Source organism: Pygmaiobacter massiliensis (genome assembly GCF_900199435.1).
GTDB lineage: Bacteria > Bacillota > Clostridia > Oscillospirales > Ruminococcaceae > Pygmaiobacter > Pygmaiobacter massiliensis.
Genome location: NZ_OAML01000002.1, coordinates 715529 through 741162, shown reverse-complemented (window position 1 = coordinate 741162; position 25634 = coordinate 715529). Strand labels below are relative to the sequence as shown.

General features: G+C 49.0%; 23 protein-coding genes. 14 read left to right on the top strand and 9 right to left on the bottom strand.

The features are described 5' to 3' along the window. Positions 1-28: 28 nt before the first annotated feature. Together C1A11_RS03550 and C1A11_RS03545 are read left to right on the top strand one after the other, a co-directional pair. Complete coding sequence (locus C1A11_RS03550; protein ID WP_102049026.1) at positions 29-1048, top strand: tyrosine-type recombinase/integrase; 1020 nt, start codon at positions 29-31, stop codon at positions 1046-1048. 359 nt (positions 1049-1407) lie between these two features. Then, a complete protein-coding gene (locus C1A11_RS03545; RefSeq protein ID WP_102049025.1) occupies positions 1408-3081 on the top strand; it encodes a methyl-accepting chemotaxis protein in 1674 nt (557 codons plus the stop codon). 157 nt (positions 3082-3238) lie between these two features. Here the strand turns inward: C1A11_RS03545 and C1A11_RS03540 are convergent, their stop codons facing one another. From C1A11_RS03540 to C1A11_RS03525, 4 genes are all read right to left on the bottom strand, one after another. Further along, the gene (locus C1A11_RS03540; RefSeq protein ID WP_102049024.1) at positions 3239-4915 is read right to left on the bottom strand and encodes a glycoside hydrolase family 2 protein; all 1677 of its coding nucleotides are present in this window, start codon (positions 4913-4915) and stop codon (positions 3239-3241) included. 183 nt (positions 4916-5098) lie between these two features. Continuing rightward, positions 5099-6190 (bottom strand): iron-containing alcohol dehydrogenase family protein, encoded by a 1092-nt coding sequence (locus C1A11_RS03535; protein WP_102049023.1) that lies wholly within the window; start codon positions 6188-6190, stop codon positions 5099-5101. Further along, positions 6187-7200, bottom strand: a complete 1014-nt coding sequence (locus C1A11_RS03530) for a bile acid:sodium symporter family protein (protein WP_102049022.1) — start codon at positions 7198-7200, stop codon at positions 6187-6189. The genes C1A11_RS03535 and C1A11_RS03530 overlap by 4 nt, the downstream gene beginning before the upstream one ends. Positions 7201-7254: 54 nt before the next feature. Continuing rightward, positions 7255-8301, bottom strand: a complete 1047-nt coding sequence (locus tag C1A11_RS03525) for a branched-chain amino acid aminotransferase (RefSeq protein WP_278335971.1) — start codon at positions 8299-8301, stop codon at positions 7255-7257. Positions 8302-8383: 82 nt separating this feature from the next. Here C1A11_RS03525 and C1A11_RS13745 point away from each other — a divergent pair, with 82 nt between their 5' ends. Continuing rightward, entirely contained in the window at positions 8384-8542 is a 159-nt protein-coding gene (locus tag C1A11_RS13745) for a hypothetical protein (protein WP_180950229.1), read from the top strand. A gap of 122 nt (positions 8543-8664) precedes the next feature. Here C1A11_RS13745 and metA read toward each other — a convergent pair whose 3' ends face one another. Next, on the bottom strand, positions 8665-9609 hold the full coding sequence (gene metA, locus C1A11_RS03520) for a homoserine O-acetyltransferase MetA (protein WP_102049020.1): 945 nt from the start codon (positions 9607-9609) through the stop codon (positions 8665-8667). 28 nt (positions 9610-9637) lie between these two features. Further along, positions 9638-10921, bottom strand: coding sequence for an O-acetylhomoserine aminocarboxypropyltransferase/cysteine synthase family protein (locus C1A11_RS03515; protein ID WP_102049019.1), 1284 nt, complete (start codon positions 10919-10921; stop codon positions 9638-9640). A 660-nt stretch (positions 10922-11581) separates the two neighbouring features. Here C1A11_RS03515 and C1A11_RS03510 point away from each other — a divergent pair. The 10 genes from C1A11_RS03510 (at position 11582) to C1A11_RS03465 (ending at position 22650) form a co-directional block, all read left to right on the top strand. Then, complete coding sequence (locus C1A11_RS03510; RefSeq protein ID WP_102049018.1) at positions 11582-12139, top strand: biotin transporter BioY; 558 nt, start codon at positions 11582-11584, stop codon at positions 12137-12139. A gap of 60 nt (positions 12140-12199) precedes the next feature. Then, positions 12200-13537, top strand: coding sequence for an adenosylmethionine--8-amino-7-oxononanoate transaminase (gene bioA / locus C1A11_RS03505; RefSeq protein WP_102049017.1), 1338 nt, complete (start codon positions 12200-12202; stop codon positions 13535-13537). Between the two features lie 186 nt (positions 13538-13723). Continuing rightward, the gene (locus C1A11_RS03500; RefSeq protein ID WP_102049016.1) at positions 13724-14344 is read left to right on the top strand and encodes a helix-turn-helix domain-containing protein; all 621 of its coding nucleotides are present in this window, start codon (positions 13724-13726) and stop codon (positions 14342-14344) included. Between the two features lie 654 nt (positions 14345-14998). Further along, positions 14999-15766, top strand: coding sequence for an adenosylmethionine decarboxylase (gene speD, locus C1A11_RS03495; protein ID WP_341458123.1), 768 nt, complete (start codon positions 14999-15001; stop codon positions 15764-15766). Continuing rightward, complete coding sequence (locus tag C1A11_RS03490; protein WP_102049014.1) at positions 15763-17211, top strand: aminotransferase class I/II-fold pyridoxal phosphate-dependent enzyme; 1449 nt, start codon at positions 15763-15765, stop codon at positions 17209-17211. Before speD ends, C1A11_RS03490 begins: the two co-directional genes overlap by 4 nt. 1 nt (position 17212) lies before the next feature. Continuing rightward, entirely contained in the window at positions 17213-18064 is an 852-nt protein-coding gene (speE, locus tag C1A11_RS03485) for a polyamine aminopropyltransferase (RefSeq protein WP_102049013.1), read from the top strand. After that, complete coding sequence (speB, locus tag C1A11_RS03480; protein ID WP_102049012.1) at positions 18057-18914, top strand: agmatinase; 858 nt, start codon at positions 18057-18059, stop codon at positions 18912-18914. The genes speE and speB overlap by 8 nt, the downstream gene beginning before the upstream one ends. Before the next feature lie 3 nt (positions 18915-18917). Continuing rightward, the gene (locus tag C1A11_RS03475; protein ID WP_102049011.1) at positions 18918-20120 is read left to right on the top strand and encodes a saccharopine dehydrogenase family protein; all 1203 of its coding nucleotides are present in this window, start codon (positions 18918-18920) and stop codon (positions 20118-20120) included. Beyond that, positions 20120-21250: a carboxynorspermidine decarboxylase gene (nspC, locus tag C1A11_RS03470; RefSeq protein ID WP_102049010.1), complete on the top strand. Its 1131-nt coding sequence runs from the start codon at positions 20120-20122 to the stop codon at positions 21248-21250. The genes C1A11_RS03475 and nspC overlap by 1 nt, the downstream gene beginning before the upstream one ends. A gap of 89 nt (positions 21251-21339) precedes the next feature. Further along, positions 21340-22650 (top strand): aspartate kinase, encoded by a 1311-nt coding sequence (locus C1A11_RS03465; RefSeq protein ID WP_102049009.1) that lies wholly within the window; start codon positions 21340-21342, stop codon positions 22648-22650. Positions 22651-22771: 121 nt separating this feature from the next. Here the strand turns inward: C1A11_RS03465 and C1A11_RS03460 are convergent, their stop codons facing one another. The 3 genes from C1A11_RS03460 to C1A11_RS03450 are packed head-to-tail and all read right to left on the bottom strand — an operon-like array spanning position 22772 to position 25085. Continuing rightward, positions 22772-23251 (bottom strand): GNAT family N-acetyltransferase, encoded by a 480-nt coding sequence (locus C1A11_RS03460; protein WP_102049008.1) that lies wholly within the window; start codon positions 23249-23251, stop codon positions 22772-22774. 15 nt (positions 23252-23266) lie between these two features. Further along, positions 23267-24598 (bottom strand): MATE family efflux transporter, encoded by a 1332-nt coding sequence (locus C1A11_RS03455; RefSeq protein WP_102049007.1) that lies wholly within the window; start codon positions 24596-24598, stop codon positions 23267-23269. Between the two features lie 34 nt (positions 24599-24632). Beyond that, positions 24633-25085, bottom strand: coding sequence for a MarR family winged helix-turn-helix transcriptional regulator (locus tag C1A11_RS03450; protein WP_102049006.1), 453 nt, complete (start codon positions 25083-25085; stop codon positions 24633-24635). A gap of 274 nt (positions 25086-25359) precedes the next feature. Between C1A11_RS03450 and scfA the strand changes: the two genes are divergently transcribed. Then, positions 25360-25503 carry a six-cysteine ranthipeptide SCIFF gene (gene scfA, locus C1A11_RS03445; protein WP_102049237.1) on the top strand — a complete coding sequence of 48 codons (144 nt, stop codon included), beginning with the start codon at positions 25360-25362 and terminating at the stop codon, positions 25501-25503. Positions 25504-25634 lie beyond the last annotated feature (131 nt).

Genomic DNA, 25634 nt, shown 5'->3' with positions numbered 1-25634 from the left:
GTAGGCTTAGCAAGAGGTGAAAAAAATAATGGCAAAAAAAACAGACATTAAAATGCGTAAAGATGGACGAATGGAGAAAGTAGTTGACGGACACCATTTTTACGGTAGAACGGAAAAAGAACTGTTACGCAAAATTAAAAGCTTTCAAGAAAAAAAGGAAACAGGAGTTTTATTTGACGTTATAGCCGATGCCTGGTACACGGAAACCGAAGAGCGTGTCACCGCCAAGACATGGGAAGGCGGCTATGTGTCTGCATACAATAAAGCAGTTAACTATTTTCGCGGGATACCATTTAAAGATATTACCACACAAGATTGTGCGGCATACGTAAATACGTTTGTTGCTAAAGGCTTATCATATAAAACTGTTTGCAACAACTTGAATGTTTTACAAATGATTTTTCAAAAGGCGTGTATAGACTATAACTGCTACAACAACCCGGCGGCACTGGTAAAAGTGCCGCGTAGCCTGCCGAGAAAAAAGCGCGTATCTCCCAATCAGTCCCAAATAGATATTATAAAGGAAAACACGGACGTTCCATTCGGAGACTTCTTTTTCTTTTTACTTTATACTGGTATGCGCCGCGGTGAAGCATTGGCAATAGAGTGGAGCGATATAGACTGGGAGAATAAAATAATAAACGTAAACAAGTCAGTCACCTATACCCAGCTTGGAGCTTTTGTGAAATCGCCAAAAACAAAGGCCGGAGAACGTACCGTGCCATTGCTGGACAAGCTTTCCAAAAATTTAAAGCTTCGCAGGAAAAAAAGCGGAAGAATATTCGCAGAGCCAGATGGTAGCATTATAACGGAAAGCCATTTGTTGATGAAGATTAAGCGATATAGTAGGGCGACCGGAGTGAATGCAACGTTTCATCAGCTTCGGCACGCCTTTGCCACAATCTGCTTTGAGGCCGGACTAGAGCCAAAAGACGTACAGCATATTTTAGGTCATGCGAACATCAGCACAACGATGGACATTTATACAGATTGGCGTTCTGGGCGCTTGGATAATGCAGCAGCTAAGCTAAATCAATTTGATTTCTAATTTCGTCAGTGATTCGTCAGCACTGTTAAAACGGCTTTATTAAGCGTTTGTTTTCGGGTTCGATTCCCGCTATCTGCTCCAAAACAAAACCGCAGAGTTCAGCAAAACAGCTAGCCTCTGCGGTTTTTCTTTTTCCCTTTTTATAAAGTGCAACTAGCGTTAACTGATGCAGCAATATAAAAAGCAGTATGAGGAAGGCGTGGATAAGCGTTTTCGCGCCACACAGGCACCAATTTTTTACTCGAACTATGCAATGAAAGCGATTCTATTTTTGTATACATGTCATAACTTATTTGAATTGGCAAAATTATGTCGAAAATGCTATCATCGTATTTAACAGGAATGGTGGAGGAAAAAGAATGTTGAAAAATATGAAGATTAAATACAAGTTTCAATCAGTATTTCTAGTCATTTTAGTTTCGATATTGGTGATGGTAGCACTGGCTTATAATTCTTTTAACCATGCAAGCAATATCATGGATACTTTCTATCGCATTCAATATGCAAACACCAAAAATCAGATGGAAATTCGAAAAGATATTCAGACGATTAATAAACGCATTTTGGTGGCGTTTATCAGCAACGACAATAAGGTGACTGAGGAGCAGGTGGCAGATTTTGACGAGCGGTTTGTCAAAATCGATGGATTGATTCAGGATATGAACCAAACACTGGGCCAGCCTGAAATGATTGCGGAAATGCAGGCATCGTTCGACGACTTAAAATCGGAAACCTATCGCCTAATGGACATGATAGAAGCAGGACAAAGCGCAGAAGCGTTGACCTTTTACAATACCACGTTTAACGATGTGATTTCAGAGCGATTTGTTGCGGCACTCTCAGCGGTAGGCGATGCTTCTGATGAGCAGGCCGAGCAAAAATATCAGGAGAGCATTGCCATCAAACACCAGGCAACGATTGCGCTTTTGGTAACTGGTGTAGCGTGTGTCGCACTTTGCACGGTGCTGTTTAAAAAGCTTTCACGTGGCATTACAAAAAATGTGGTGCAGATGGAGAGCGCGGTACGGTCAATGGAAAGCGGCTCTTTTGACATTGACTTGCAGCCAAATGGAAACGACGAGCTTGCCCAAATGACTCGCTCGTTTATGCAGATGGCGCAAACCACTCAGCAAATTATTGCAGATCTCTGCGGTATTTTAACTGAGATGAGCAACGGCAATTTCTCGGTCGCTTCTTCTTGCAGCGAATCGTATGTGGGCGAGTATAGTGATATTCTTTCCGCACTTAGCCAAATCAACTTTAAACTGCGCGAAGTCTTCTCTAACATGAATGCTATTGCGGGTCAGGTAGAGGCAGGTTCCAGTCAAATCGCCGATGGCTCTATGGCGCTTAGCCAAGGCGCTACCGAACAGGCTTCTACAGTAGAAGAGCTTGCCGCAACCATTCAGACCATTAATGGGCAAATTGAAGAAAACAGCGAGCATGCCGCAAATGTAAACGGCTTTTCGCTACAGGTGGCAGAAAAAATTGACCACCAGAGCGAGCAGATGGCACAGATGCTTTCTGCCATGCATGATATTGAAGAAAAATCGAATGAAATCGAAAAGATTATCAAGACAATTGATGACATTGCGTTCCAGACCAATATTCTGGCATTGAACGCCGCAGTAGAAGCTGCACGTGCAGGCGATGCCGGCAAGGGCTTTGCAGTAGTTGCGGACGAGGTACGCAACCTGGCAGGCAAATCTGCCGAGGCTGCTAAAGAAACTGCGACACTCATTAAATCCACCATCGAAGCGGTACAAAACGGCTCCGGCATTGTCGAGGGTGCGGCAGATTCGCTCGGTGAGGTGATTGATAAGTCTTGCCAGACCACTTCACTGATTGGCAAAATTACCAACCAGATTGAGCAGGAAGCAACTGCAATGAACCAGATGACATTAGCGCTGGAGCAGATTTCTCAGGTGGTACAGCAGAACAGTGCTACCGCAGAAGAAAGCTCTGCTGCTTGCCAGGAATTGAACGGACAAGCGGTAATTCTCAAACAAATGGTAGAAAAGATTACATATTAAACAAACAGTAAAGCGAGCCGGTCGAAATTATATCGACCGGCTCGCTTTTTTACGAAAAATATAAAATGTTAGAAAAGAAGTATTGCTGTGCCGTATGGGCTTTCTATAAAACACAGATTTCAAAAAGAGTACTAAAGCGAGTTCCCGTGCGTAAATGCTATTTTAGTTGTTTGACATGGTGGCAAAACTCTGCAAAAATATCGTTGGCAATTGTCTGCATCTGGGCAGTGTCGACCTTGCAAACGTTGCGGTCGTAAGTATACATGCCGTTGATTTCGTCTTCCACATCAGAAAGCTGGGTATAGATGCAACCGCAAAGCCCTAACGGAATAGAGGGCAGCACCATTTTGCGGTAGAGTGCAGTAATTTTTTCAGTCAAAGGCTCTTGCGTTTTTACCGTACCGTAACCGTACTTTGCATTGGGCTGAAACAGGTGCCCAGGCACAGGGCGGGCATATCCACCGCATTCCGAAAGAAACAGTGGTCGCTTACTGGCACGCATTACTTTGGTGCGGAAATACAAGTGGCGGCTGTCGAGGTCACTTTCCTGTTGGGCGAACCAGCCGGAGGTGGCATCGTAAAAGCGGGTAGGGTCAGCGGCTTTGCAGGTGCGGTAGATACGATCAGCATCAAACTGCCCCCATCCCTCGTTAAAAATGGTATAGCCGACGATACAAGGATGATTATATAAATGCTGCTGTGTTGCAAGTGCATGCCCCTCAAAAAAGGCTTTTCGCTTTTCTTCTCCGGCGGTGTGGTCAGCGCGGCGTAAAAAGCCCAGCGTTGGCAATACCGTATCTTTTAAGTAATGATAGCTGCCGCTGTTCACCATGTCTTGCAGTACCAGCATTCCGCTGCGGTCACACGCATAATAAAAGGTTTCAGGTTCTACTTTAATGTGTTTGCGCAGCAGATTGAAACCAAGCTCTTGCATACGTGCAACATCGCGTTCATATTCTACCGGCTGCTCGGGCAGGTAGATGCCATCAGCAAAATAGCCCTGGTCAAGCACCCCGTGCAAGAAAAGCGGCTCGCCATTCAGGCAGATGCATTGCTGTGCGCCAATGCTACGAAGCTGTACGGTGCGCAAAGCAAAATAACTTTCTATACGGTCGGTGTCAGTTTCGATGAAAAGGGGATATAAAAATGGGTCTTGTGGTGTCCAAAGATGAGGAATTTCGTCCTCTTTTAAAAGGTCAATCTCGATTTGCTTTTGCGCAAAGGTGCGTCGCAGTAATCCCTCTTTCAACGGAATCTCAATGGTGTATTCCGGCGCGTCTGTTTCAACCGAAAGCGCAATACCGGTAAGGGAGGGCGTAATGCGCACAGCGTTGACTGCATGGGGCGGTACCGCTTCTAACCATACCGTTTGCCAGATGCCGGAGACCGGGGTGTACCACATGCCGCCCCGATTTTTACACTGCTTGCCATAAGGGTAGTCGGTCGAGAGGGTATCCAGTGCATTCACAGTCAGTTGGTTTTCGTCCAGCAAAGCCTCGGTAATATCTACGCTAAAAGGCAGATAGCCTCCCTCATGCCGTGCAAGCGACTGCCCGTTTAGCACAACTTCCGCGATTTGGTCGACTGCGCCGAAATGCAGTAGCACGCGATCTGTAGAACGTGCAAAGCCGGTGGGCAGCGAAAATTGCTTTTGGTAGCAAAGCTGACCATCGTGTGGCAGCGGATAGTGTGCCAGAGGTGCTTCGGGCGGAAACGGAACCTGAATGGGTACACCGTTCAGCTCCCATTCACCGTTTAAGCAGAAAAAGCTGTTACGCTTATGCTGAGGGCGAGGGTATTCCTGCTGCCAGCGGGATGCAATCGAATGTTCCATATAACGCTCCTTTAAAAACAGGTGGCGAAAGTGTAGTTTAAGTTTCTTTTACTATAGCAGCATTTTGATAGCGCTTCAACCCACAAAAGTCCCAGTACAGCATAAAAAGCATAAAAAATCGGACAGCCACATCTAAAGAAGTGCTGCCCGATTTTTACAAAAGGCTTATAAAAGAGAAATAGATTATTTTCTGGCTTTGCCTGCCTCGTCGCATTCCAGCGCCGCTGCAATAAAGGCTGCCTCTGTTAATTCGTAGGGGGCGCAGTGCCACTCTGTAACTGTTTTTGCTTTGGCGGCAAGCGGTGCGAGGTCAGCAGGGGTCAGCTCCAGATCTGCAAGGCAGATGGGCAGTCCGATGGATTGGTTGAAAGCCATCAGCTCATCGCGCAGCGCATACTGCTTGTCGTAGGTCATCAAGAACAATACGCCAAAGGAGACCACTTCGCCGTGCAGATGACGCTCGATTGCCGGAATAACGGTGGAGCCGTTATAGAAAGCGTGTGCCAGACTGCTGTTGTAATAGTCAGCGTCGGGCGTGGTAGTGAAGTTGGAAACCAGACCGGTGCTCATAACAATGTCCAGTGCAACCTGCTCCAGCTCATAAGACGGAGTGTTCGAGCGGCAGTCCTCCAGCGCTTTGGCACCAAAGCGCAGCAGCGGTTCTGCACAGGCACCGGCAAGCTGTTTGCCCAACAGCGGAGTGTGAGAAAGTGTTTTGTCACGGGTGGCAAGCAGCACTTCGTATTCTTTGGAAAGCGCATCGCCAATGCCAGCCCAGAGCAGCTTTTCCGGTGCTTCGGCGATGATTTTGGTGTTGATGAAGGTATGCACAGCCGGCTCCTGCGGGTAGAAGTAGCCATCTAGCGTGCCGTCCTGTTTGTAGATAACAGCAATGGCGGTGCAGGGAGCGCAGTTGGAAGCGATGGTCGGGAAAGAGAACAGCGGTTTATCCAAACGGGTTGCGACTACCTTACAGGTGTCGATGGCGCGACCGCCGCCCATGCCGAAAATCATATCAGCTTCCTGCACAGCCGGGGTTGCCATCAACGCCTCAGCATTTGCATAGGTTGCATTATCGCCGTACCAAACAAAATCAGTGATGGTAAGGTCGGTGCCAGCCAGAGATGCTTCCAGTGCAGGGCGGCCTTTTTCCATTGCGGTTTTGCCGCCAATGACGACAGCCTTTTTGCCAAAACGGCGGGTAACATAACGCACCTCTTCATAGCAGTCGGTGCCAACACTGCAACTGGGGAGAAAAACGTTTGCTTTGCTCATGATAAAGCTCCTTTTACTTCTTCTGTGGGGATGGTTTCAACTTCAGCATCGTCACCCTGATCGCGGGATGCAAAAAAGTTTGCGACGATAGAACCGAAAATCTGATGAACAACAGTCGCTACTGCGGAGGGCAGCACTGCCATCGGCAGGGTGGAAGAAAAGCCACCTGCAAGGCCTACTGCCAGGCCGGAGTTTTGCAGACCGACTTCGATGGAGAGTGCGTGGACTTTTTTGGTGTCCATTTTTGCCAGTTTGCAGATGCCGTACCCCGCCGTAAGGCCGAGCAGATGATGCAAAAATACCGCAAAAACAACCACGATAGAGCTGGCGGAAAGGACTTTATCCACGTTGGGTGCAACGCACATAGCAACAATGGTGACAATGGAAAGAACCGAGATGAGAACGAGGAGCTTTTGGATTTTTTTGCAGCTTTCGCCGACTAAAAAACGCACCAACAAACCCATAAGGATCGGCAGAAGCACCACAATGACGATGCTTTTGAGCATATCAAAGAAATTAACACTGACCCATTCGCCACCAAGGTAGAGCGAAAGTGCAGGGGTCAGAACAGGGGCAAGCAGCGTGGTGCAGGTAGTGACAGTGACAGAAAGTGCCACGTCGCCTTTTGCAAGAAAGGTCATAACGTTGCTGGCGGTACCGCCGGGTACGCAGCCAAGCAGAATCAGACCGAAAGCAAGGTCCGGCGGCAGGTTGAGCAGCTTTGCTACCAGCAGCGCGCCCAGCGGCATGACGGTGTATTGCGCCAAAACGCCAATGAGTACGTCTTTGGGGCGCTTTAGGATGAGTGCAAAATCCTCACCTTTCAGCGTAAGACCCATGCCGAACATGATAACGCCGAGTAAGACGTTGGTTAGCGAAAGGCTGGCAATGCGTACCTTGGTAAGGGGCAGCACAAGCTGCGGAAAAACGAGCGCAAAAAGTGCTGCGCCAAGGCTTAAAAATGCCATTTTTTTGCCGAGAACGTCACTGAGTTTGTTGATGTATTTCATAATTGACTCCTTAAATTTTGTTTTAATTGAAAATATCCGTCAAAATTTATAGGGTCAAATTATGGTGTGCAGCCAGCCTTCCGGCGCAGGCAGAGAGCCCATTTGAATGCCGGTGAGTGCATCATACAGACGGCGCAGAACAGGGCCCATTTCTTCCATGCCGGAAGAGAAACGAATCTCACTGCCGTGGTCGTCGATTAGCCCGACAGGAGAGATGACAGCCGCTGTGCCGCAAAGGCCGCATTCGGCAAAATCTTTTACTTCTTCAAACGGTACTTCACGTTCTTCCACTTCCATGCCAAGGTAATCCTTTGCAACGGTTAGCAGAGAACGACGGGTGATGGAAGGAAGGATGGAGGGAGATTTGGGGGTGACCAGTTTATTGTCACGGGTGACAAAGATAAAGTTTGCGCCGCCGGTCTCTTCTACTTTGGTACGGGTTGCAGCATCGAGATAAAGATTTTCTGCAAAGCCGCGGCTTTTGGCGTAATGAGAAGCGTACAGGCTCATTGCATAGTTAAGGCCTGCTTTGATGTGGCCGGTGCCGTTCGGGGCAGCGCGGTCAAAATCGCTTACCATCAGTTTGATGGGTTTTGCACCGCCTTTGAAGTACGGGCCAACCGGGGTGCAAAAGACCCGGAACTCATACTCGGGTGCCGGGGCAACGCCGATGACAGGGCCGGTACCGGCAATGAAAGGGCGCAGGTATAAAGTGGCGCCAGAGCCATAAGGCGGCACGAAAGCGGCGTTTGCACGTACGGTTTCTTCTACTGCGCGCAGGAACATTCCCTCCGGCAATTTCGGAATTTCAAGACGCTCGCAGCTGTCGTCCATACGGGCAGCATTCAGCTCCGGGCGGAAGGTGACGATGTGTCCGTCTTTGGTAGTGTAGGCCTTCAGTCCCTCAAAGCAGGTCTGTGCATACTGCAACACACCGGCGCTTTCAGAAACGTGCAGCATCGGGTCATCTACCAGACGGCCTTCCTCCCATGCGCCATTGCGGTACATTGCAGAAAAGCGCTTGTCAGTTGCCATGTAACCAAATCCGAGGTTACTCCAATCGATGTTTTGTTTTTCCATCCCAAATCTCTCCTTTTTTATCGACGAATTTTATAAAAACAAAAAAGCCTTTGGCTGCTGCCAAAGGCTTTCTGGTTTCACGGTTTGACGTTTTAACGGCTGTATGCTAAGCCGCGACCGGTACGCTACCGGTCTGAACTATCAACTTTCTACCCGAAGCACGACGAACAGCGCTATTTTCACCTGCCGCAATAATCAGTACGACTACTACGAACAGGCTAATAATAACGCTAATTACGACTACTACGTTGTAAAAAGTTGAAAGGCCCATATTGAACGCTCCCGAAAAATTTGATTTTTTACACGATAACACATTTCGTTTTTGATTGTCAACAAAAATGACAAATTTTGTAATAAATGTAAAATCCGATTTTGATGCAGCTTTTATTCTTGTGAATCTGACGGAAGAATTTTGGGGATTGACCCGATGTCGTACGGCGTAGTTTGGTAAACAAAATAGTTCAGCCAGTTGCTATACAGCAAATTTGCATGGGCGCGCCAGCTTAACACCGGGGCGCGCGAAGGGTCGTCCTGCGGGTAATAGTTCTTCGGTATTGCGATGCTTTTGCCGGCAGCAACATCGCGTAGATATTCGTTTTGCAGGGTCAGCGGGTCGTATTCTGAATGCCCCATTACAAAAATCTGCTTGCCATTTGCGGTAGAAGCGGCATATACACCGGCCTCGTCAGAAGAAGCAAGAATCTTTAGCCCGTCTATGGCTTCCAGGTCCTCACGTTTTACAGTAGTGTGGCGCGAGTGGGGAACCATAAAGGTTTCATCAAAGCCGCGAAATAAAATTGAACGAGTGTAATCTACCCGGTGCGGAAAAATGCCGAACATCTTTTCGGGCAGCGGCTGTTTTTGAATGCCGAAATGATAGTAAAGGCCAGCCTGTGCGCCCCAGCAAATATGGAAAGTGCTGTGCACATGAGTTTTGCTCCACTCCATAATTTCGCAAAGCTCCGGCCAATATTCCACCTCTTCAAACGGCATCTGTTCTACCGGTGCGCCAGTAATAATCAACCCGTCGAAGTTGCGGTCGCGTACCTCTGCAAAAGACTTATAAAAAGAAAGCAGATGTTCGGCAGAGGTGTTTTTGGACTCGTAAGTTTCGGTGTGAATCAGCTCCAGCTCGACCTGCAGAGGCGTATTCCCCAGCAGGCGCGAAAGCTGTGTTTCGGTTTCTATCTTTTTGGGCATTAAGTTCAGCAGCAAAATTTGCAACGGACGAATGTCCTGCGTCATGGCGCGCATCTCGGTCATCACAAAGATGTTTTCGTTGCAAAGCACGCGGGTGGCGGGCAAATCGTTCGGTATCTTGATAGGCACGAGGGCGTTCTCCTTTATTTATAATACTTTAAATCTGGCTAAGCGCGTTATCGAGGTCTGCAATCAAATCCTCTGCGCTTTCCAGCCCGCAAGAAAGGCGGATGAGGTCGCCGGAAACGCCTGCGGCTGCAAGTTCTGCATCATTCATCTGGCGGTGGGTAGAGCTGGCGGGGTGCAGGCAGCAGGAGCGTGCATCCGCCACGTGCGTTTCAATCGCGGCAATTTCGAGATGCTGCATCATTTTTTCAGCAGCGGCGCGGCCACCTTTTACACCAAAGCTTACTACGCCGCAGCTGCCCTGGGGCAGATATTTTTGCGCCAACGCATGGTACGGGCTGGAAGCAAGGCCCGGGTAGTTGACCCAGCTGACTTGCGGGTGTGCCTCTAAAAACTCTGCTACTTTTTGGCCATTTTCGCAATGACGCTGCATTCTTACATGTAGGCTTTCGAGACCGAGATTCAGCAAAAACGCGCTCTGCGGAGACTGGGAAGAACCGAGGTCGCGCATCAGCTGTACAGTCGCTTTGGTAATATATGCGCCTGCAAGGCCAAAGCGCTCGGTATAAACCACACCGTGGTAGCTGTCGTCCGGGGTGCAAAGGCCGGGGTATTTTTCGGCATATTTTGTCCAGTCAAATTTGCCGGCATCCACAATGCAACCGCCCACAGCAGAAGCATGACCGTCCATGTATTTGGTGGTGGAATGGGTGACGATATCAGCACCCCACTCGATGGGGCGGCAGTTGTAGGGGGTTGCAAAGGTGTTGTCAATGATGAGGGGAACACCGTGGGCATGCGCGGCATTGGCGAATTTTTCGATGTCCAGCACAGTCAGTGCAGGATTTGCGATGGTTTCGCCGAAAACAGCTTTGGTGTTGGGGCGAAATGCAGCGGCGAGCTCTTCCTCGGTGCAATCTGGCGAAACAAAGGTAAACTCTACGCCCATGCGCTTCATCGTGACAGCGAACAGGTTATAGGTGCCGCCGTAAATAGTAGAGGAGGAAACCACATGATCTCCGCAGGAGGCAATGTTGAAAACACTGTAAAAGGATGCTGCCTGGCCGGAAGCCAGCAGCATTGCGGCGCTGCCGCCCTCTAATTCGCAAATTTTAGCGGCTACGGTGTCGCAGGTGGGGTTTTGCAGACGAGAGTAAAAATATCCGCTTGCTTCCAGATTGAACAGCTTGCCCATATCTTCGCTGGTGCTGTATTTAAACGTGGTGCTTTGGATAATAGGAATCTGGCGAGGCTCGCCGTTGCCCGGGGTATAACCGCCCTGTACACATTTGGTTTCGATGTGATAGTTTTTCATTTTTAACACTCCCTCTAAATTGCTGTTGCTTTGCACAACAGCTGCATTTGGCTGCAACGCAGCCGTTTCCCGAAAAAATCAAAACAAATACAAAAAAGCCCCCGCCTCAAAAGAATTAACCTTTGAGACGAGAGCTTAAAAAGCACCCGCGGTACCACTCAAATTGCGGCCGAAAAGCCACCACTTTCAGGCTCACTTATTGAAGCCCTATGCCTTGACGCAGCAATCACGAAGAAACCCTAACGGTGAAACATCACCCTCGAATCCTCAGCTCAGAAGCCATAGACCATTGGACAAATTTACTGTCGGCTCACACCTGCCGCCGACTCTCTGAAAGCGCCTTTGCCCGGCCCTCTTCCTCACAGCTTTTGTAGTATGCACAGCCCGTAAGGCTGCGGTTTTGATTTGTTTCATTCTAAAGCAGCAAGCAGGATTTGTCAATAGCAGACAAAAATATTTTGTAAAGAGGGTAAGATAAAAACCTGAAAATCTATATGTCAACCATTATCGTTAAATTGGTTGACATATGGATTTTTTTTTCATATAATAAACAGCGCGGCATAGTTGCGGCAATCAAAAATCCAAAGGCCGGTGTAAAGACGTCTGCACCAGCCCTTAGCGTACCGTGCCGAATTGAGAAAAAGAAACAGGAGCCTTTTTATGAAAACGAAAAATCTTATTTTAGTAGCTTTGTTTACAGCGCTCACCGCAGTAGGGGCCTTTATTCGTATTCCGGTGCCGGTAGTGCCCTTTACTTTGCAGTTTTTGTTTACCATGCTTGCAGGGTTGCTTTTGGGTGGCACGCTGGGTGCAACCAGTGTGCTGGTTTATATCATTCTCGGTTTGCTGGGGTTGCCGGTGTTTACCAGCGGTGGTGGTATTGGCTATATTTTTCAGCCCACTTTTGGTTACATCATCGGCTTTTGCATTGCTGCTTATGTCACCGGTAAAATTGCCAACAAAACCGAAAATCCATCTTACAAGCGGCTACTTGCAGCAAACTTCATCGGCCTTTTGATTGTCTATGCAGCAGGTATGGTATATTACTGGGCCATCAGCACCTTCTACCTTGGCACCGGCATTGGGCTGTGGACACTGTTTTTATATTGCTTTGTACTGGCAGTGCCTGGCGATATTCTGCTTTGCGTGGTAGCAGCGGTGCTTGCAAAACGTTTGATTCCGATACTGCGCGGACGCTTTGGTTCAATTACTGCCTAATTTATTTTGATACGTTAGACCATGCAGCGATGCAACGCACCGCTAGAAAGAGAGGAAACCATGAATTTAGTTGAAAAAGACCTAAAGTACATTTGGCATCCCTGTTCGCAGATGAAGGATTACGAGGAGCTTGCTCCTATTGTCATCGACCATGCAAAAGGCGTGATGCTTTATGACGAAAACGGTAAAGACTATATTGACGTGGTGAGCTCGTGGTGGTGCAACCTGCTGGGGCACTGCAACCCGAAAATTAATGCCGAAATCAAAGACCAACTGGACAAGCTGGAGCATGTGATTTTTGCAAATCTCACCCACGAGCCTGCCATTCGTCTTTGCGAAGAGCTGAGCAAGGTTTTGCCCGCAGGCCTTGAAAAGTTTAATTTTTCAGACAACGGCTCGGCGGCGGTAGAGTGTGCTCTGAAAATGGCGTTTCAGTACCAGTACCAAACCGGACACCAAGAGAAAAAGCGATTTATGTGCCTTTCCGAAGGCTACCACGGCGAAACAATCGGCGCACTTTCAGTGGGCAGCATGGATCTGTATGCAAAAATCTATAAACCGATGCTAATGGATGTACTGCATGTAGAAGCACCCGATTGCTACCGCTGCCCCTACGGCAAGTGCCGTGATAATTGCGATGCCGAGTGCTTTGAACACGCAGAAAAAATGTTTGAACAGCACGCACACGAAACCTGTGGCATTATTATTGAGCCGCTGTTGCAGGGCAGCGCCGGTATGCGTATTTACCCACCGGTTTACCTGAAAAAGCTGCGCGCCTTGTGCGACAGTTATCATGTGCTGCTGATTGCGGACGAAATTGCAACCGGTTTTGGACGTACCGGTAAAATGTTTGCCTGCGACCATGCGGGCATTTCGCCGGATATTATCTGTATCTCTAAAGGCCTTACCGGTGGTTATATGCCAATGGCCATCACCGTTACCACCAACGAGGTTTACAATGCCTTTTATGCAGACTATAATGAAGGCAAAGCCTTTATGCACAGCCACACCTACAGCGGTAACCCGCTGGGCTGCCGCGCAGCACTGGCAGTGCAGAAAATTCTGCGTGAAGAGCAGATTCTTGAAAAGGCAGCGGTGCAGGCAGAATACCTGCATGAGCAGCTTTGCAATGCATTGCTAGACCACCCAAATGTTGGCGAAATTCGACACATTGGTCTCATCAACGCAATTGAGCTGGTGAGCGATAAAAAAACCAAAACCGAATTTGACTCCTCCTTGCGCATGGGTTATCAAATTTATAAAAAAGCACTGGCGAACGGTCTCATTTTGCGCCCGCTGGGTAACGTGCTGTACTTTAACCCGCCGCTTGTCATCAGCAAAGAAGAAATTGATGAAGCGGTGCGCCGCTGTGTTGCTTCGATTAACGAGGTGCTTTAAAAAAAACGGGTTGAGGTGTGCATTTTGCCGAGCTGATTGTATGGGTGGCCTAAGTGCAGCAGTAAGCTGAAAAAAGTGGCTAAAATCAAGCGATGCAACGGCTGGTTGCGAAAGTTCCAGTTTAAAATGGTGGCGCGCAACCACATAATACGCTAAACTTGGGGCAAACAATACAGGAGGTGCTTTATGGCATTCGGCGAAAAATTGCAAACCCTCAGAAAGACAAAAGGGCTGTCACAAGAGCAGCTTGCAGCGGAGCTTTCCGTATCCCGGCAAGCTGTATCCAAGTGGGAGCTGGGCGAATCAAACCCGGACCTTGAATATCTGATTCAGCTTAGTGAGTTTTTTAATGTTACCACAGATTTTCTTTTAAAAGAAAACGTGAAAAGCCCCTTGCCCGAACCCGTGCCGGTGCAAAAAGATCACGCATTAACTGCACAAATTCTCTTTTTTGGTGCCACAGGCTTTTTGCTGATTGGTCTGCTGCTGGCATTTGGCGGCTGGTACGACCAGCAGACCGGTGTTGCGATTGTAGGCGGTATGATTGTGCAGGTAGTGGGCCTTGCCGGGTATTTTATCGGGCGGCTTTTGGCTGGTGCAGAACCAGCTGTTTGGCTGCAAATAACAAATCTTGCGATCGGGCTGTTTATGCCGGCTTCGATGCTGAGCAGTCTTGTGACAGGACGAGTGATTTCTCCATATCCTACAGATATTTTTACTGTTCTGCCTTTTGGGGCCTTTTACGCTGTTATGCTCGCCGCATCAATTTGGGCCATTAAAAAGATGAACTCCAAAACAGGGAACTGATTTTCTGGCGGCGCAGGTGAAACAGCCGGAATATGACCAACCCATCAATGCGGGAAGAAATAAAAATCCATATTAAAAGTAGCCCTGTAAATTCACTGCGGTCAATAGTTTTTAATCCCTTTATTGCATCGGTACACATTATATGTTTGCCCCGGTGCCGCATAGCTGTTTGGGTGTAAAGATAACATTTAAATCACAAAAAAACACTTGACAAAGCATTTAGTATCCCGTAGAATTAGCTTGTTTTCAATCGCATATAGCGAGGACATTTTGACCAGTTTCTTTTTTAGAAGCTCGAGGCCATACGGACAGCCGGGTCAACTGCCGATCGTGGAGCTTGCTCCGCATTATTGATTGCGTTAAAAGCGCAACTTTTATAAGTTGGCAACTAAATTGCCAGTTGGTTACTTCATAACCAAGTGTACTTCGGGTACACACTTGTGAAACGGTCAATAAGAGTAGTAAAAGTAGTTCTTGCTATATAGACTCTGAAAATTTCTGGAATTCTGCATCGTCTTACGTGATATTATTTCACAGGGGCTTTGCGCGCTTACCCAAACCAGAATACAATCATTGAACGATTTTATAAGATGTGCCACAGTACGCTGTGACACATCTTTTTTTTGTTTGGAGGTTTTGAAATTGGTAGAAAAAATGAAACTGTATGGCTTTAATAACCTCACAAAATCGTTGAGTTTTAACATCTACGATATCTGTTATGCCAAAACAGCGCGCGAACAGCAGGATTATATTAAATATATCAACGAGCAGTACAACTCTGAGCGTTTAACTGCAATTTTGACCCGCCTTACCGAAATGATTGGCGCAACGGTGCTGAATATTTCAAAACAGGACTATGAGCCGCAGGGCGCGAGCGTCACTTTTTTGATTGCCGAAGAAAGCATGGTGAAAACCCGCAGTGGCGAAACTGTTGTTGCGCACCTGGACAAGAGCCATGTTACCGTGCATACCTATCCGGAGTATCATCCGGAAACCTCTATTGCAACCTTCCGCGTTGATATCGACGTTGCCACCTGCGGTGAGATTACCCCGCTTTCTACGCTGGATTTCCTCATCGGCAGTTTTGATTCTGATATTATCACGATGGATTACCGGGTGCGCGGCTTTACGCGGGATATGCAAGGTCAAAAGCTGTTCATCGACCATAACATCACTTCCATTCAGGATTATATCGACAACACCACCTTGCAAAAGTACGACGCCATCGACGTCAACGTTTACCAGTCGAATATTTTTCACACCAAAATGCTCATTAAAGACATCGTACTGCAAAATTACCTGTTCAACTCGGATGTCTATGAAATTCCGCCCAAAACCCGGCTGGATATTACCAACTCTTTGCGCCGCGAAATGATTGAGATTTTCAGCGGTTCTAATATTTATGGGGAGGTAGCGCGTTGAAAGACCAGACCAGAGCGCCGCTGTTGGAAGCGCTGGAGCGCATGCGGCACGACCGGCTAGTTCCGTTTGATGTGCCGGGCCATAAACACGGCAAAGGAAACCCGGAGCTGACTGCATTTTTGGGCGAGCAGTGCCTTTCGGTAGACGTTAACTCGATGAAGCCGCTGGACAATCTCTGCCACCCGGTCAGCGTAATTAAAGAAGCAGAAGAGCTTGCAGCTGAGGCATTTGGTGCCGCACACGCTTTTTTTATGGTAGGCGGTACCACTTCTGCTGTGCAGGCAATGATTCTGGCCAGCGTTAAAAGCGGCGAGGAGATTATTCTGCCCCGCAACGTACACCAAAGCGTGATTAATGCGCTGGTGCTCTGCGGTGCGGTGCCGGTTTATATCAATCCCCAAACCGATAAAAAGCTTGGCATCTCGCTTGGCATGTCGGTTGCTGACGTGCAGCGCACCATTGCTGCGCATCCAGCAGCGAAAGCAATCCTCGTCAATAACCCCACCTATTACGGCATCTGCTCAGACCTTGCGACGATTACCACAATTGCGCACCAAAATGGCTTGCGGGTACTTGCGGACGAGGCCCATGGCACCCATTTTTATTTTGGCAAGGGGATGCCTATCTCTGCCATGGCAGCTGGGGCAGACCTTGCAGCAGTCAGCATGCACAAATCCGGCGGGTCGTTGACCCAAAGCTCATTGTTGCTGTGCGGGCCGCAGGTGAATGCGGACTATGTGCGCAAAATCATCAATCTCACGCAGACTACCAGCGGCTCCTATCTGTTGCTTTCAAGCCTTGATATTTCTCGCCGTAACCTTGCACTGCGGGGCGAAGAGATTTTTGAAAAGGTGAAAAATTTTGCGGAATACGCACGTGCAGAAATCAACGATATAGGCGATTACTACGCTTATTCGAAAGAGCTGGTCAACGGCGACAGCGTGTACGATTTTGATACCACCAAGCTTTCGGTCAATACCTTGCCGCTTGGTCTTGCAGGCATCGAAGTATATGACCTGCTGCGCGACGAGTATGGCATTCAAATCGAGTTTGGTGATCTGGGCAATATTCTTGCCTATATTTCGGTTGGCGATAAAAACAAAAATATCGAGCGGCTCATCAGTGCACTTGCAGAGATTCGCCGCATTTATAAAAAAGACAACAAGGACATGCTCGAAAGCGAATATATCAGCCCAGTGGTCGTGATGTCTCCGCAAACTGCATTTTACGCAGAAAAGCGCAGCCTGCCACTTAACGAATGTGCTGGCGAGGTTTGCACCGAGTTCGTCATGTGCTATCCACCGGGCATTCCCATCCTTGCCCCGGGTGAGCGTATCACCCCTGAAGTGATTGCCTATATCCGCTATGCCAAAGAAAAAGGCTGCGTGATTACCGGGCCGGAAAGTATGGACGTAAGCCGGCTGAATGTATTGAAAGGAGAATGAAATGGACGATTTGTGGTACAGTGAATACCATACCCCCAACGTACGGTTTTCGATTAAGGTAGCGCGTCAGCTGCATAATGAGAAAAGCAATTACCAGGAGATATCCATTTTTGAATCGCCGGAGTTTGGCCGCTTTTTAACACTGGATGGCATTATGATGATGACCGAGCGGGACGAATTTATCTACCACGAGATGATTACTCACCCTGCTATGGCGGTGAATCCCGACATGAAACGGGTACTGGTGATTGGCGCAGGCGACGGCGGCGTTGCCCGCGAGCTGACGAAATATCCCGGCATTGAGTGCATCGATATTGTAGAGATTGATGAGCGTGTGGTACGGGTTTGCCAGCAGTACCTGCCGCAAACCGCCTGTGGCTTTGATGACCCGCGTGTGCATCTACATTTTCAGGACGGGCTGAAATTTGTCCGCCATACCGATGCGGCCTATGACCTTATCATTGTCGATTCTACCGATCCGTTTGGCCCCGGAGAGGTGCTTTTTACAAAAGAATTTTACGGCAGCTGCTTTTCTGCGCTTACTGAGCAGGGCATTTTAATCAACCAGCATGAGAGTCCCTTTTACGAGGACGATGCGAAGGCGATGAAAGCCGCACACAGGCGCATTTCACAGGTGTTCCCGGGCAGCTTTGTTTACCAGGCACATATTCCGACCTATCCTTCGGGGCACTGGTTGTTTGGCTTTGCCACCAAAACGCTGCACCCGATGCGCGACTTGCAGGCACAGCACTGGAACGAGGCAAAAATTCGTACCCGTTATTATAATACCGATTTACACTCCGGCGCTTTTTGTCTGCCAACCTATGTAAAGGAGATGCTGCAAGATGAATAAGAATGTCCACACCTTCCTTGCCTGCGAGGCAGATTACAGCGAAGCGGATACCGTACTGTTTGGCGTACCGTTTGATGGCACAACCTCTTTTCGGCCCGGCACACGCTTTGGCCCGGCAGCCATGCGCGGCGAATCCTTCGGCATCGAAACCTATTCGCCGTATAGCGACCGCGACCTTGTGGATTGCAGCATTTTTGACGGCGGTGATTTAGAGCTGCCGTTTGGCAATGCCGAAAAGGTGCTGGAACTTACCCGGGATTACACAGCACAGCTTTTGCGTGACGGCAAATGCCCGGTGATGCTGGGCGGTGAGCATCTGGTCACCCTCGGCACGGTGCGCGCAGTGGCAGAGCAATACCCGGATTTGCATGTCATCCACTTTGATGCACACACCGACCTGCGCACAGATTACCTCGGCGAGCAGTTGTCCCATTCCACTGTGATGAAACAGGTGTGGAATCTGATAGGCGATGGCAGGCTGCACCAGTTTGGTATTCGCAGCGGAGAAAAATACGAGTTTGAGTTTGCAAAACAGCATACCGACCTGCACAAATTTGACCTGAACGGTTTTGAGCAGACGGTAGCCGCGCTGAAGGGCAAACCGGTTTATTTTTCGCTGGACCTTGATGTGCTGGACCCCTCGATTTTCTGCGGTACCGGCACGCCGGAAGCTGGCGGCATCACTTTTAAAGAACTGCTCGACGCTGTGCTGCAGCTGCACCGGTTGAACATTGTCGGCTGCGACATCAACGAGCTTTCTCCCCATTATGACCAAAGCGGTGCCTCTACGGCAGTCGCTTGCAAAATCACCCGAGAGATTTTACTGCAAATTGCAAATAAAGGAGCATAAACCATGGGAAAATGTATGATTATCGGCTGCGGCGGTGTCGCCAGTGTTGCCATCCACAAATGCTGCCAGAACAGCAGCGTATTTGAAGAGATTATGATTGCGAGCCGCACCAAATCCAAATGCGACGCGCTGAAAGAAAAGCTGCAGGGCACCACCAAAACAAAAATCCACACAGCAAAAGTGGATGCGGATAATGTGGAAGAGCTGATTGCGCTGATCAACGAATTCAATCCCGATGTAGTGCTGAATCTTGCGCTGCCGTATCAGGACCTCACCATTATGGACGCCTGCCTTGCTACCAAAACCCACTATATCGATACCGCCAACTACGAGCCGCTGGACACTGCTAAGTTTGAGTACAAATGGCAGTGGGCATACCGCGAGAAATTTAAAGAAGCTGGCATCTGCGCACTGCTTGGCAGCGGCTTTGACCCGGGCGTGACCGGCGTTTTTGCGGCGTATGCACAAAAGCACCAGTTCGATGAGATTCACTACCTTGATATCCTCGATTGCAATGGCGGCGACCACGGCTACCCGTTTGCGACCAACTTTAACCCGGAGATTAACATTCGCGAAGTTTCTGCAAACGGCAGCTATTGGGAGAACGGCGAGTGGGTAGAAACCAAACCCATGGAGATTAAGCGCGAGTACGACTTTGCAGAGGTCGGCAAAAAAGATATGTACCTGCTGCACCACGAAGAGCTGGAAAGCCTTGGCCAAAACCTCAAAGGCATCAAGCGTATCCGCTTTTTCATGACCTTCGGGCAGAGCTACCTGACCCACCTCAAATGCCTCGAAAATGTCGGCATGACTTCGATTGAGCCGATTGAGTACGAAGGCAAACAGATTGTTCCGCTGCAATTCCTCAAAGCAGTACTGCCGGACCCCGCAAGCCTTGGCCCCCGCACTGTGGGCAAAACCAACATTGGCTGCATCTTTCAGGGAGTGAAGGACGGCAAAGAGAAAACCTATTACCTCTACAACGTCTGCGACCATCAGGAATGCTATAAAGAAGTGGGCAGCCAGGCAATTTCTTACACCACAGGTGTGCCGGCTATGATTGGCGCAATGCTGGTAATGAACGGCACCTGGAATAAACCCGGTGTATGGAACATCGAAGAGTTCGATCCGGATCCGTTTATGGCAGCACTCAACAAGTGGGGCCTGCCTTGGGAAGAGGATTTTAACCCGACACTGGTGGACTAATGGAAAAAAGCTTATACGAGGTTGCCACGCCCTGCTATGTAGTGGATGAGGCGCGGCTTACCGAAAACCTGACTCTGCTGCGCGATGTAGCAGAAAAAGCAGGCTGTAAAATTTTGCTTGCACAAAAGGCCTTTTCGATGTTTGCGATTTATCCGCTCATCGGCAAGTATCTTGCGGGTACCACCGCCAGCGGTTTGTTTGAAGCAAAGCTGGGTTTTGAAGAGATGGGCGGCGAAACGCACATCTTCTCTGCTGCTTATCTCGAGCATGAGTTTGACGAAGTGCTTCAATTTTGCGACCATATTAGCTTTAACTCATTTGCACAGTGGCAGAAATATCGCGAAAAAGCCCTCGCAGCCGGCAAAAGCTGCGGCATCCGTATCAACCCGCAGCACTCGACACAGGAGCATGGCATCTATGACCCCTGCGCCGACGGCTCGCGGCTCGGTGTAACCCGCGAAAACTTTCGTCCCGAACTTTTAGCCGGTATCGAAGGGCTGCACTTTCACACCCTCTGCGAGCAGAACAGTGATGCATTGATTGAAACACTGGCTGCGGTGGAAGAGAAGTTTGGAGCATTTTTACCCCAGATGAAGTGGGTTAATTTCGGCGGCGGACACCACATTACACGTGCCGATTACGACCGTGAAGCGCTGATTGCCTGTGTGCGTCGCTTTAAAGAAAAGTACGGCGTAGAAGTTTATTTTGAACCTGGCGAGGCGGTGGCGCTGAATGCGGGTTATCTGGTGGCTTCAGTACTGGACATTGTGCACAATGGCATTGATATTGCGCTGCTGGACGCTTCGGCGGCCTGCCACATGCCGGATGTAATTGAAATGCCTTACCGCCCGCCGCTGTATCACAGTGGAAAACCGGACGAAAAGGCCTATACCTACCGGTTGGCGGGGGCTACCTGCCTTGCGGGCGACGTAATTGGCGACTACTCGTTTGATGCGCCGCTTGCGGTGGGAGATAAACTCATTTTCGAAGACATGGCGATTTATTCGATGGTGAAAAACAATACCTTTAACGGTATGTGTTTGCCCTCCATTGCATTGCGGCACTGCGACGGCAGCATCGAAACTGTGCGCCGCTTCGGGTATCAGGATTTTAAAGGGCGGCTTTCTTAACAAAGCTGCGGTGTGTTTTGATTGAATAAAACGGGGCAGAGCGGGCAGGTGTTACTGGCCGCTCTGCTGCTGGTAAGGGAGATTTTAAGATGATCGTAGCAAAATTCGGCGGCAGCTCGCTGGCAGACGCAGCACAGTTTGAAAAAGTGCGAAATATCATCGGACTGGATAGCCGCCGTACGGTCATCGTGCCAAGCGCGCCGGGTCGCCGCTTCGATGAAGACGATAAAGTAACCGACCTTTTGTATCGCTGCCACGCCGAGCAGGCGGCAGGGGAATCGTTTGAGGCAACCTTTGCGCGTATCGGCAAACGGTACACTGAAATTGCGAAAGCCTTGGGCCTTTCGATTGATCTTGTTCCTTATTTAGATGAGATTGTAGCCAACATCAAGGCGGGTGCCTCGGCGGACTACTGCGCCAGCCGCGGGGAATACCTAAACGGATTGCTGCTGGCCGATTACCTCGGCTATGACTTTCTGGACGCTGCTGACGTTATCTTTTTTGATGCAAACGGCAGCCTTGATGCCGAAAAAACCAACACAATGCTGGCAAAACAGTTTGCTGCGCATGAGCATGTGGTGTTGCCCGGCTTTTACGGCAGCACACCGGAAGGGGCTGTCTGCGTATTCTCCCGCGGGGGCAGCGACATTACCGGCGCAATTGCCGCCCGTGCTGCACATGCAGAGCTGTACGAAAACTGGACCGATGTTTCGGGCTTTTTGATGGCTGACCCGCGCATTGTTCCTAATCCGCGTCCCATCAGCCACATCACTTATCACGAAATGCACGAGCTGAGCCGTGCAGGCGCTACGGTGCTGCATGAAGACAGCGTACATCCGGTGAGCCGGGCAGGCATTCCGACCAATATCCGCAACACCAATTGCCCCGAGCACCCCGGCACCATGATTACCTGCACCGCGGTGCAACGCGAAGATTTTGCGATTTTTGCAGGCATTGCAGGCAAAAAAGGCTTTAGTTTGCTGGTGGCAGAAAAAGAACTGCCCGACCGTAGCGAAACCTTTGCCCAAGGCGTATTACAGGCTGCCAAAAACTGCGGGCTCAACTTTCAATATCTGCCCTCCGGCATTAATAACATCTGCTTAATGGCAGAAACGCGTCAGCTGGATGCAGTGCGCACCCAACTGGTAAAAGAAATTGAGCAGCTTGGTATTTTACATTCGCTTACCATTGAGCGCCAGCTTGCAGGCATTGTGCTGGTTGGCTATGGTATTATCCACAACCGCGCCACACTTACCCGCATCTACACCGCACTGCGCCAGCAGGATATTCCGGTTGTGATGCTAAACCAGGGAAGCGGAGAGTTGAGCACCTGGGTGGGGGTAGAAGACACGCGCATGGAAGAAGCTATTCGTGCTATTTACGCAGAGTTTGCGCGGTAAATAAATCAGCACTATGGGCGAGAGCTGTATGGCTAAAATAAAAAAGAGGCATCGTAAACAGATGCCTCTTTTTTTGTTTATATATTGTATTATAAGAGCTGCCGGTTATCAGCCGCTTAGATTACAGCGGGCCAAAACGTGAAAGATAAGTTTCTTTTTGCAGCACCATAATTTTTTCTTTGTGCAGATCCAGCTCGCCATTATAGGCAAAACCAAATTCGGCATAAAGGTGCGCGGCAAGTTGGTTGGTTTCATAGATGCTCAGAAAAATCTCATCGCAGCGGTAGGTGTGGAAAAGCGTAGCTACCAGTAAGTGTAGGGACTGTTTGCCATACCCGCAGCCCTGATGTTTTTCGTCAATGAGAAAACGGTCAAGCCAAACACGCCCGCCAGAGCCCTCCCAAGGAAAGCGCCCATACATTGCAAATCCAATTAGTGTTTCTGCATCATAGATGCCTACCGGGCGCCACAAACGGCACCAAAAAGCTTCTTTGAGGCAGCGAGCGGGTGTTTCCACAAAGCCCTCTTGTGACTTTTGAATCCGCAGAGCAAGTACGGCGGCACGGTTAGCTCGCGTAACAGGTTTTAGCAGCAAGCCCATATTAAACCCTCTTTTTTAATAGTATTGATAATAATCGCGATTTGCTATAACCAGCCACACGGCAACCACCAGAGAAAGCAGCTCTGCCAGCGGAACCGAAAGCCAGATGCCGTCAGCACCAAGCAGACGCGGCAGCAAAAGAAGGCTGGCAATCAGGAATAAAAAGGTGCGTAAAAAGGATAGAAACGCCGAGGCTTTGCCGTTGGAAAAAGCGGTGAAAAGGCTGGAAGCGAAAATATTAAAGCCGGTGATTAAATAGCTGAAAGCAAACAGGTGGAAGCCACGCACCGTCAACGCAAAAACTGCGCTGTCCGGCCTTGTGAAAACAGAAATAATCGGCACCGCAAACAAAAATGCGACGGCAAACATCAGCACTGAAAAAGTGCCGATAAGCCATAAACTGCTGCGGAACAATTTTTGAATCTGCACATAGTTTTTATTGCCGTGATTATAGCTGAAAAGAGGGGCCACCCCGCTGGAAAAACCGATGAAAATTGCCGTTAGCAGAAATTGCGCATAAAGCACGATGGTAATGGCTGCAACACCGTTTTCACCTTGGTAGGCAAGCATGATTTTGTTAAACATCAGCGTGGTAATGGCAACCGCAAGATTGGTGACCATTTCGGAAGAGCCGTTAAAGCAGGCTTCGCCCAAGGCCGCAGGCCGAAATTTCGGGCGAACAAGGCAAAGTGAGCCTTTTCTAACAAAGGCGAAGTAGCAAAGGCCGATCATTGCCGGCACAATGTATCCGGCAGCGGTACCGAGCGCTGCACCTGTAACGCCCATTTTCAGCTCTACGATAAACAGATAGTCGAGCAGCAGGTTGATTACGCCGCCAATGACCGTGAGCGCCAAGCCGAGATGCGGTTTGCCTGCGGTGACCAAAAAGCCCTGAAACTGCATTTGCAGCATTGCCGCCGGTGCAGAGACGATAAGCGGAAACAGGTAATTATAGCAGTCCTCATACAGCAGGTCGGTTGCACCGAGGGCGCGCACCAGCGAGGGGAGAAAGCATAGCCCGACAACCGCAAAAAGAATGCCGATGATTACACCAGTTACAACAATGAGTGAAAAGTCTTGTTTTGCCTGTTGGGGCTTTTTCTCGCCCATGGTACGGGCAACCAGTGCGCTGCCGCCGGTGGAGAGCATGACGGAAACTGCAATCAACACACTGGGGATTGGGTAGGCGATGTTCAACGCCGAAAGTGCGTTTTCGCCGACAAAGTTGGAAACGAAGATGCCGTCCACCATCTGGTAAAGCGCCATAAACATCAGCATTAATGCAGAAGGGGCGGTAAAACGTAGCAATCGGGGCAGGGTGAAATCCTGCCCAAGTTTGTTTTGCATAAAATAAAAAATCCTTTCGAAAAGTGCTTGAAACTTAGGGCGCAAGAGGCTGTGACGAAGCTGTTTTTTCAATGTAGGCTGCGCCAATGTCGTTTAAAATGCGGCAAAACGTATCCAGTTCTGCCGGGGTGTAGGTGCTTTGCGCCTTTTGCACAGCGCGATACAAAGCGGCATCGTAAAACTTATAAATCTCTCCAGCCTCAGGGCTTAAGGTTAAATGAAAAATCCGCTTATCCTCGCTGCTTTGTGTTTTGACAATTAATCCTTGTGCTGCGAGTTCACCGATCTTCATTGTAACAGCAGACTTTGAAACGTGCAGCGCCGAAGCGAGAGCGCTCACGGTGCATTGCGGCATGCAGGAGATAATATCAAGGTAGAGCAGGCTGTTATAAGAGATAGTCAAATCAGAAGCAGATTCGTTCATCAGCCGCAGCTCGTTAATTGTTTGGTTGTAAAAGTAGCGGTTTAGCGTTTCTTGTAAATCCATATACAGTCCTTCCAATTAGTTAACCAAATTTAATTAAAATAGCTTAACTAATTTTAGCGGGCAAGCGATAATTTGTCAACTGCCTGCATAAACTTTTCCAAAAGACTCTGCGCGCTGCGTTTTCGCCCCCGCACACCTTGACAGAAAAGGGGGAATATGTTACATTTAAAAATATGAATTTTAGCGTGCAAAGTGAAACAGGCTTACTATAAATGAAAGTAGTTTGGCCTATCAACAGCGCAGCGCAAGAGCAAAAAAGATGGGAGATATCATCATGGAAAGAATCAAAACGATCGAAACCCGCAACCTCTGCGAGAGCGCAAAAAACGGCGGCTGCGGTGAGTGCCAGACTTCCTGCCAGTCTGCTTGCAAAACTTCCTGCGGCGTGGCTAACCAGGAGTGCGAAAACAACAAGTAAGATTTTTGGAACGAACTGCCGCCTTACACTGAGGCGGCAGTTTTTCTGTGCAGGGGTTTTCGTCCCCTTACAGTTTATATGGGCGCAGCGCTGCAAGCCCTGCAGTTTTGCGCTTTTTTATAAGAAACGAG